Here is a 7,771-nt window from a genome sequence, read left to right as displayed (position 1 = left end):
GAGCCGTCGAGCGGGGCGCTCACGTGACGGTGGGGCGCACGGCGTGCGCGGGGTCGCGGTGCTCGCCGGCGTCGAGCACGGCGCGCAGGTCGACGACGGCCGTCGCCAGGTCCGCGTGCGTGGTGCTGGGGGCGGCGACGCCGAGGCGGACGAGGTCGGGGGCGCGGAAGTCGCCGACGACGCCGCGGGCGGCGAGGGCGCGCACGACGCCCCAGGCGTCGGGGGACCGGACGGCGACGTGGCCGCCCAGGCGGGCGGGGTCGCGCGGCCCGGCGAGCGGCAGCTCGGGCACGAGCGCCTCGAGCGCCTCGACGAGGAAGCCGACGAGCGACGTCGAGCGAGCGCGCAGCTGGGGGGGCGTGACGTCGTCGAGGACGTCGAGCGCCGCGTCGAGGGCGAGCAGCGAGATCATCGGGGGCGTCCCGATGCGCATCCGGCGGACGTCGTCGGCGGGGGCGTAGCGGCCGTCCATGGCGAAGGGGTCGGCGTGCCCGTGCCAGCCGGTGAGCGGCGGGTCGACGAGCGCCTGGTGGCGCCGGGCCACGTAGACCCACGCCGGCGCGCCCGGCCCGCCGGACAGGTGCTTGTAGGAGCAGCCGACGGCGAGGTCGGCGCCCGCCCCGTCGAGGTCGACGTCCGTGGCGCCGACCGAGTGCGCGAGGTCCCACAGGGCCAGGGCGCCGGCGCGGTGGGCGGCCGCGGTGAGGGCGGCGACGTCGCAGCGCTCCCCGGTGCGGTAGTCGACCTCCGAGAGCGCGACGAGGGCCACCTCGTCGCCCCGCGCCGCGAGGAGCGCCGGGACGTCGGCGGGCCGGGCCGGCGCGACCTCCAGGTCGCACAGCCGGGCCGCCGAGGAGAGCAGGTGCAGGTCCGTGGGGAAGGCGTCGGGGTCGGCGACGACGACGCGGCGGCCCGGGCGCAGGCGGGCGGCGGCGACGTAGCACTGGAAGAGGTGCACCGAGGTGGAGTCGCCGACGACCACCTGGCCGGGCGCGGAGCCCACGAGCCGGCCGACGCGGTCGCCGACGCGCTGGGGCGCCTCCCACCAGCCCTCGCTGTTCCAGGCGGCCACGAGCTCGGCGCCCCACTGGCGGCGCACGACGTCGCCGACGGCGTCGGGCACGTGCCGCGGCAGCGGGCCCAGGGAGTTGCCGTCGAGGTAGACGAGGCCCTCGGGCCGGACGAAGCGCTCGACGAGGTGGGCCAGGGGCTCGACGGCGTCGAGCTCGGCGGCGCGCAGGTGGAGGCCGTCGGCGTCGACGTGCCGGCCGGGCGACGGCGCCGCCGTCGTCCGGACCTCGGGAGGGGAGGTCGAGGGGGCGTCGTCCAGCACGGCGTCGACTGTGCCACGGGGCGGCGCCGCGGGCCGGACGGCCACCGGCGGGCTGCCTAGGGTGGCGCGGTGCTCATCCGACGGCGGCGCGGCGAGGGCCGGCGATGAGCCGGGACGCGACGGGCGGCCGGGACTCGACGGGTGGCCGGGACTCGACGGGTGGCCGGGCGGCGCCGGGGGTGCCGGGCGAGGCGGCCGTGCCGGCGACCGAGCTCGACGACCTCGCAGCGGGCGGGAGCGACGGCGAGGGCGGGGACGACGCCCGCGCCGCCACGGGTCGCCGCCCCCCTCCCGGGTGGCGCGGCGCCCTGGCCCTCCTCCTCGCCGCGGCGCTGGGCGCTGGCGTCGCCCTCCTCGCCGTGCGCGCGCAGGAGGCCTCGGACGTCCGGCTCCTCCTCGTCTCGGCCTTCCCCGACCTCGACGGGACGGGCGACGACGGGCTGGCGCTGGACCTGCGGGTCGTCGGCCTGGGGGCGCAGGACGCCGTCGTCCTCGGGGGCGGGACCGGCCCGCCGGGAGAGGGCGTCGCGGGATCGGTCGAGGTGGGCGGGCGCGCGCGGGTCCCGTCGGACCGGGCGGGCGAGGCGCTCGTCGTGCCCGCCGGCGGCGTCGGAGCCTTCGTCCTGCGGCTCGAGGCCTCCTGCGAGGCGCCGCCCGACTGGCGGCCGTGGCTGCGGGTGCGCACCGACGGCGGCGGCGCGCGGGTCGTCGCGCTGCAGTCGCCCGAGGGCGCGGAGGGCCCGGCGCAGGACGTGCTGACGAGCGCCTGCGAGCTCCGCCGGAGGACGGCGCTGGAGCCCGTGCGGGTCGTCGGCCACGGTCTCGAGGAGGGGGGCCGCGCCGTCGGCATCGCGCTCGAGAACACCTCGGACGCGGCCTACCGCCTCCGGGTCCTCGGGAGCGGGGGGATCTCCGGCGTCGCGCTCCCCGACGGCGAGACCGAGCTCCGCCCGGGCGTGACGACCAGCCTCGTCCTCGCCGTCGACCCGCCCCGGTGCGCCGGGGCGCTGCGGGTGGGGGACCTCACGAGCGACGCCGGCCTCCTCGCGCAGCGGACCGGCGGGGACGACGCCGACGGCCCGCCCCTCGTGCCGGTCGACCTCAGCAGCGCCGCGACGGAGATCGCCCTCGCCGTCGGGCGGGCGTGCGCGCCGCCGCTCGAGGCGTCACGCGCCGCCCGCACCTCCCCCTGAGACCAGCTCTCCGGGATCTCCTCCCTGGGAGCCCCGCCGCCCGTCGGCCCGCCCCCCGTCCGACCGGTCCCCCTCGACCCGGCCGCTCCGCCCCCCCGGCCCGAAGCGTCCGGTGCGCCCCTCCTGCCCGCCTGGTCACCTCGTGCCTCGTTCGTCTTGTCCATCGTTCGTCGGGGCTCCTACCGTGCGCCCGTGGCGGGCGACGGCGCCCGCCCTGACGACGGAGCTGTCGATGCCCCTCACCCTCCCCGGCGGTCCACCCGCCGATCCCACGCCTGCGGCACCCGCGACGGCCGCTCCTGCCCCGGGCCGGTCCCGACGGAGCGCCCTGCGCCGCGCCGTCGCCCCGGCGGCGGCGGCCTCGCTCGCGCTCACCGGCCTCGGCGCCGCGGGCGCGGCGGCGGCCCCCGCGCCCGAGCGCGACCTCGCCCGCACCGCCCTCGTGACGGCGTCGGCGTCGCAGGACGACGCCGACGGCACCTTCCCCGTCGAGGCCCTCACGGACGGCGACCCGGGCACCCGCTGGGCCAGCGGCAACGGCCCCGACGCCGACGTCGTCGTCGAGGCCGCGGTCACGGCCGACCTCGGCGTCCCGGCGGACGTCCGCGCCGTCGAGGTCGACTGGGAGGCCGCCTACGCCACCCGCTACGCGGTCCAGGTCTCCGACGTCGCCCCCGGCGCCGCCGGGGCGTCCTGGGAGACCGTCGAGGTCGTCGAGGACGGCGACGGCGGCGAGGACGTCCTCGACCTCGGCGCCGCCGGTGACGACGTCCGGGCCGTGCGCCTGCAGATGCTCGAGCGGCGCTCGCAGTGGGACTGGGACCCGGGCGTGCCGCACCGCTACGGCTACTCCGCCTTCGCCCTGCGCGTGCTCGGCACGACGGACGTGTCCGCCGCCGCCTTCCCGGCCGCGACGACCGCGGCCGAGCCCGGCACGACCGCGACGGTGCCGGTGCGCCTCGGCCAGCCCGCCGACCGCGACGCGACCGTCCGCGTCACGTCGACCGGCGGCGGCGACGCCGTCGTGGGCGAGGACGTCGCCGCCGTCGACGCGCAGGTCGCCTTCCTCGCGGGCGAGACCGAGGCCTCGGTCGAGGTGCCCGTGCTCGAGGGCGCGACGCCGGGGCGCACGGCGGAGCTCGCGCTCTCCGACCCGACCGACGCGGTCGCCCTGGGCGCCCGCACGACGACGTCGCTGGTCGTCGCCGCGCCGGAGGCGCCGCCGGCCCCGCCCGCGCCCGTCTCGGAGGGCGAGGTCACCGTGCTCGACGCCTTCGACGCCGAGCCGCTGCCCGTCTTCGCCTGGGGCTCGGGGGCGACGACGACGCCGCAGCTGTCCCTCGTGCCCGCCGAGCGGGAGGGGACGACCGGCAGCGCGCTGCGCGCGCAGGTCGCCGAGATGCCGGACGGCGGCTGGGGCGGCTTCACCCACGACCACGGCACCGCCCAGGACTGGTCCGCGGCCGACGGCTTCGGCTTCTGGTTCCTGGGCCGCGGCACCGGTCGCACGCTCGCCTTCGAGCTGAAGAGCGGCGGGACGAACGCCGACTCGGCCACGAAGTTCGAGGTGCAGCTCGCCGACGACGCCGAGGGCTGGCGCCGCGTGGCCGTCCGCTTCACGGACCTGCGCGAGAAGGGCGCCCCGGGCTCGGACGCCCGCTTCGACCCGAGCACCGTCTTCGGCTACGCCGTCACGCTGTCGGCGCTCGGGGCGGGCGACTGGCGCTTCGACGACGTCGGGACGTTCACGCAGCGGCTCGTCGTCGACGACTTCGAGGGCGACCTGCCGCTGGCCGCGCCCGGCACGACGACCGGGATCTTCGGCTGGGGGGCCTCGGACGACGCCGTCCCGAGCATCGGCCAGGAGCAGCTGGACCGACCCGGTGCGCCCACGGACAACCGGGTGCTGGCCGGGGAGTACTCGATCCCGTCCGGCCAGTACGGCGGCCTGTCCCACAACCTCGCCGAGACCCAGGACTGGAGCTCCTACGGCGCCTTCGAGATGTGGTGGTACGCGAGCCAGGACAGCAACCCGGCCTCGCCGACCGCGGGCAACGAGATCGTCGTGGAGCTCAAGGACGGCGGGACCGACGGGGAGCGCTCCGAGCTGTGGCGCGCGAGCTTCCTCGACCGGTGGGGGAGCGCGGAGAGCCGCTGGAAGCACGTCGTCATCCCCTTCGAGGACTTCGCGCTCTCCGGCTACCAGCCCGGTGACGCGGCGACCCGCAACGGGACGCTCGACCTCGACCGCGCCTGGGGCTACGCCGTCACCTTCACGCCGGGGACGCCCGAGCCGGTGCGCTACCGCTTCGACGACGTCGCCGTGAGCGGCTCGCCGGCCCCCGTCGTCACGACCTCGGTCGAGGCGGCCCAGGACGTCGTCCTCGTCGCGCCGGGGGAGACCGCGACGGCGGGCCTGCGGCTGGGCCTGTCGGGCGACGAGCCGCTGGCCGAGGACCTCGTCCTCGACTGGGCCGTCTCCGACCCGGAGGACCCGGGGACGGGTGCCGTCGTCGGCGAGCACGTGGCCGCGGCGAGCGGCCAGGTCGTCCTCCCGGCCGGCTCGGTGGACGGGGACGTCGCGACGTTCGAGGTCCCGACCCTTCGCGGCGACGCCGAGGAGGACTACGCCCGCACCATCGCCCTCGAGGTCACGGCCCCGAGCGGGGTGCAGGTCTCCTCGGTGCCGCGCGTCGTCCTCGACGCCTACGGCTTCCCCTACCTCGACACCGCGCGGCCGACGGACGAGCGGGTCGCCGACCTGCTCGGCCGGATGACGCTGGCGGAGAAGGTCGGCCAGATGGCCCAGGCCGAGCGCCTCGGCCTGTCCTCGCCGCAGCAGATCGCCGAGCTGGGCCTGGGCTCGGTGCTCTCGGGCGGCGGGTCCGTGCCGGAGGACAACACGCCCGCCGGCTGGGCCGACATGGTCGACGGGTTCCAGCGCGAGGCGCTGTCCACCCGGCTGCAGGTGCCCATCGTCTACGGCGTCGACGCCGTGCACGGCCACAACAACGTGGTCGGCGCGACCCTCTTCCCGCACAACATCGGCATGGGCGCCGCGCGCGACCCCGAGCTGGTGCGCGCCGAGGGGCGGGTGACGGCCGCGGAGGTGCGCGCCACCGGCATCCCGTGGACCTTCGCGCCGTGCCTGTGCGTGACGCGCGACGAGCGGTGGGGCCGCTCCTACGAGTCCTTCTCCGAGGACCCGGCGCTCGTCGAGGCCTACGCGGCCCCGGCGGTGCAGGGCCTGCAGGGCGACGACCCGAGCGACATCACGGCGTCCGACGAGGTGCTCGCCACGGCCAAGCACTGGGTCGGCGACGGCGGCACCGACTACGACCCGGCGCTCGCCGGGTCGGGCTACCCGATCGACCAGGGCATCACCCGGGTGAAGAGCCTCGAGGAGCTGCGGCGCCTGCACGTCGACCCGTACCTGCCGGCGATCGAGGCGGGCGTCGGGACGGTCATGCCGTCGTACTCGGCCGTCCAGGTCGGCGACGGCCCGGTCGTGCGGATGACGGAGAACGAGGACCTCAACGTCGGCCTGCTGAAGGGCGAGCTGGGCTTCGACGGCTTCCTCATCAGCGACTGGGAGGCCGTCGACAAGCTGCCCGGCGGCACCTACGCCGACAAGGTCGAGCGGTCGCTGACAGCGGGCATGGACATGGTCATGGCTCCGTACAACTTCGGCGCCTTCATCGCCGCGGCGACCGACGGCGTCGAGGCCGGGCGCCTGCCGGTCTCGCGGGTGGACGACGCGGTCACCCGCATCCTCACCGAGAAGATGGACGCCGGGCTCTTCGAGCAGCCCTTCGCGGACCGCAGCGGCGTCGACGAGGTCGGCTCGCCCGAGCACCGCGCCGTCGCCCGCGAGGCCGCCGCGGCCTCGCAGGTGCTCCTCGCCAACGGCCCGGTCGGCGAGCCCGTCCTCCCGCTGGCGAAGGAGGGCCGGATCTACATCGCAGGCTCGAGCGCCGACGACCTCGGCCGCCAGCTCGGCGGCTGGTCGATCTCCTGGCAGGGCGGCTCGGGCGCGACGACCGAGGGCACGACGATCGCCGACGGCATCGCCGAGGTGGCGCCGGACGCGGACGTCGTCGTGAGCCCCGACGCCTCGGCGGACATGACGGGCGCCGACGTCGGCGTCGTCGTGGTCGGCGAGCGCCCGTACGCGGAGGGGCAGGGCGACGTCGGCGGCAACGGCTTCAGCCTGCAGCTCACGGACGCCGACCGGGCGACGGTGGCGAAGGTGTGCTCCGCGGTGGAGGACTGCGTCGTCCTGCTCGCCACCGGGCGCCCGCTCGTGCTCGGCGACGTGCTGGACTCCGCCGACGCCGTCGTGGCCACGTGGCTGCCCGGCACCGAGGGCGCCGGCGTCGCCGACGTCCTCTTCGGGGACCGGCCGTTCTCGGGCCGCCTCCCGGTGACCTGGCCGGCCGCGGCCGACCAGGTGCCGGTCAACCAGGGCGACGACGTCTACGACCCCGCCTTCCCCTACGGCTGGGGCCTGTCGACGACGGCGCCGCGCGCCGAGCTCGAGGCGGTCGCGGCCGACCTCGGGCCGGGGGCCGTGGCCGCCCGGGTCCGCTCGGCCCTGCGGGCGCCGGTGTGGACGGCCGACGGCGACGTCCGCGACTCCTCCGCGGCCCGCGCGACCGCCGGGCAGCGCCTGCTCGCCGTCGTCGAGCAGACGCAGCGGGGCCGCGGGAAGGACGCCGACGTCGTCCCCGCCGTGGTCGAGGTGCTGCGCGACGTCGCCCAGGCCGACGTCGTCGCGGGCGACGCGGCCCCGGGCGCGGCGGCCCTCGTCGCGGACGCCGAGCACGCGCTCGTCAGCGGCGACGCGGTGACCGCGGCGCGGCGCATGGCGGAGGTGGTCGCCGAGCGCTGAGCGCCACCGCCGCGACGGGCCCGCCGCCCCACCCCCGGGGCGGCGGGCCCGTCGTCGTCCGCCAGCCGTCGCGCTGGGCCCGTCGCACTGGGCCCGTCGCACTGGACCGGCCGCGTGGGAGCCTTCCCGCTGGGCCGTCCCGCCGGGAGACCACCGGCGTAGCGTGGTCGCCGTGGACGCCGAGGTCCCGCAGCAGCACCGGCGCGCGCCGTGAGCCGCGACGGCATCGGCCGCCGCGCCCCTGCGTCGCCGGAGGACGGTGGGACGCCGGACGACGGTGCGGCGCCGGTCCGCGGGACGCCGGTGGGTGCGCCCGACGAGCTGGGCCCCTGCCGCCCCGCATCGGGACCGCCC

The 7,771-nt window shown here is 78.0% G+C and carries 3 protein-coding genes; 2 read left to right on the top strand and 1 reads right to left on the bottom strand.

From position 1 onward, the window contains the following. Positions 1-19: 19 nt before the first annotated feature. Complete coding sequence (locus tag HLB09_RS10260; RefSeq protein WP_171203285.1) at positions 20-1,240, bottom strand: aminotransferase class V-fold PLP-dependent enzyme; 1,221 nt, start codon at positions 1,238-1,240, stop codon at positions 20-22. Between the two features lie 197 nt (positions 1,241-1,437). Between HLB09_RS10260 and HLB09_RS10255 the strand changes: the two genes are divergently transcribed. Together HLB09_RS10255 and HLB09_RS10250 are read left to right on the top strand one after the other, a co-directional pair. After that, positions 1,438-2,526, top strand: a complete 1,089-nt coding sequence (locus tag HLB09_RS10255; protein ID WP_171203284.1) for a hypothetical protein — start codon at positions 1,438-1,440, stop codon at positions 2,524-2,526. 232 nt (positions 2,527-2,758) lie between these two features. Continuing rightward, positions 2,759-7,417, top strand: coding sequence for a glycoside hydrolase family 3 N-terminal domain-containing protein (locus HLB09_RS10250; protein WP_171203283.1), 4,659 nt, complete (start codon positions 2,759-2,761; stop codon positions 7,415-7,417). Positions 7,418-7,771: the final 354 nt, after the last annotated feature.

This window comes from Pseudokineococcus marinus (assembly GCF_013004605.1).
Classification (GTDB): Bacteria; Actinomycetota; Actinomycetes; order Actinomycetales; family Quadrisphaeraceae; genus Pseudokineococcus; species Pseudokineococcus marinus.
Note: the sequence above shows the minus strand (reverse complement) of the source record. Positions and strands in the feature narration are given on the sequence as shown.

Excerpts from the sequence above, each read along its gene's own strand:
- HLB09_RS10250 (WP_171203283.1), top strand. The coding sequence starts at position 2,759 with ATGCCCCTCACCCTCCCCGGCGGTCCACCCGCCGATCCCACGCCTGCG.
- HLB09_RS10255 (WP_171203284.1), top strand. The coding sequence starts at position 1,438 with ATGAGCCGGGACGCGACGGGCGGCCGGGACTCGACGGGTGGCCGGGAC.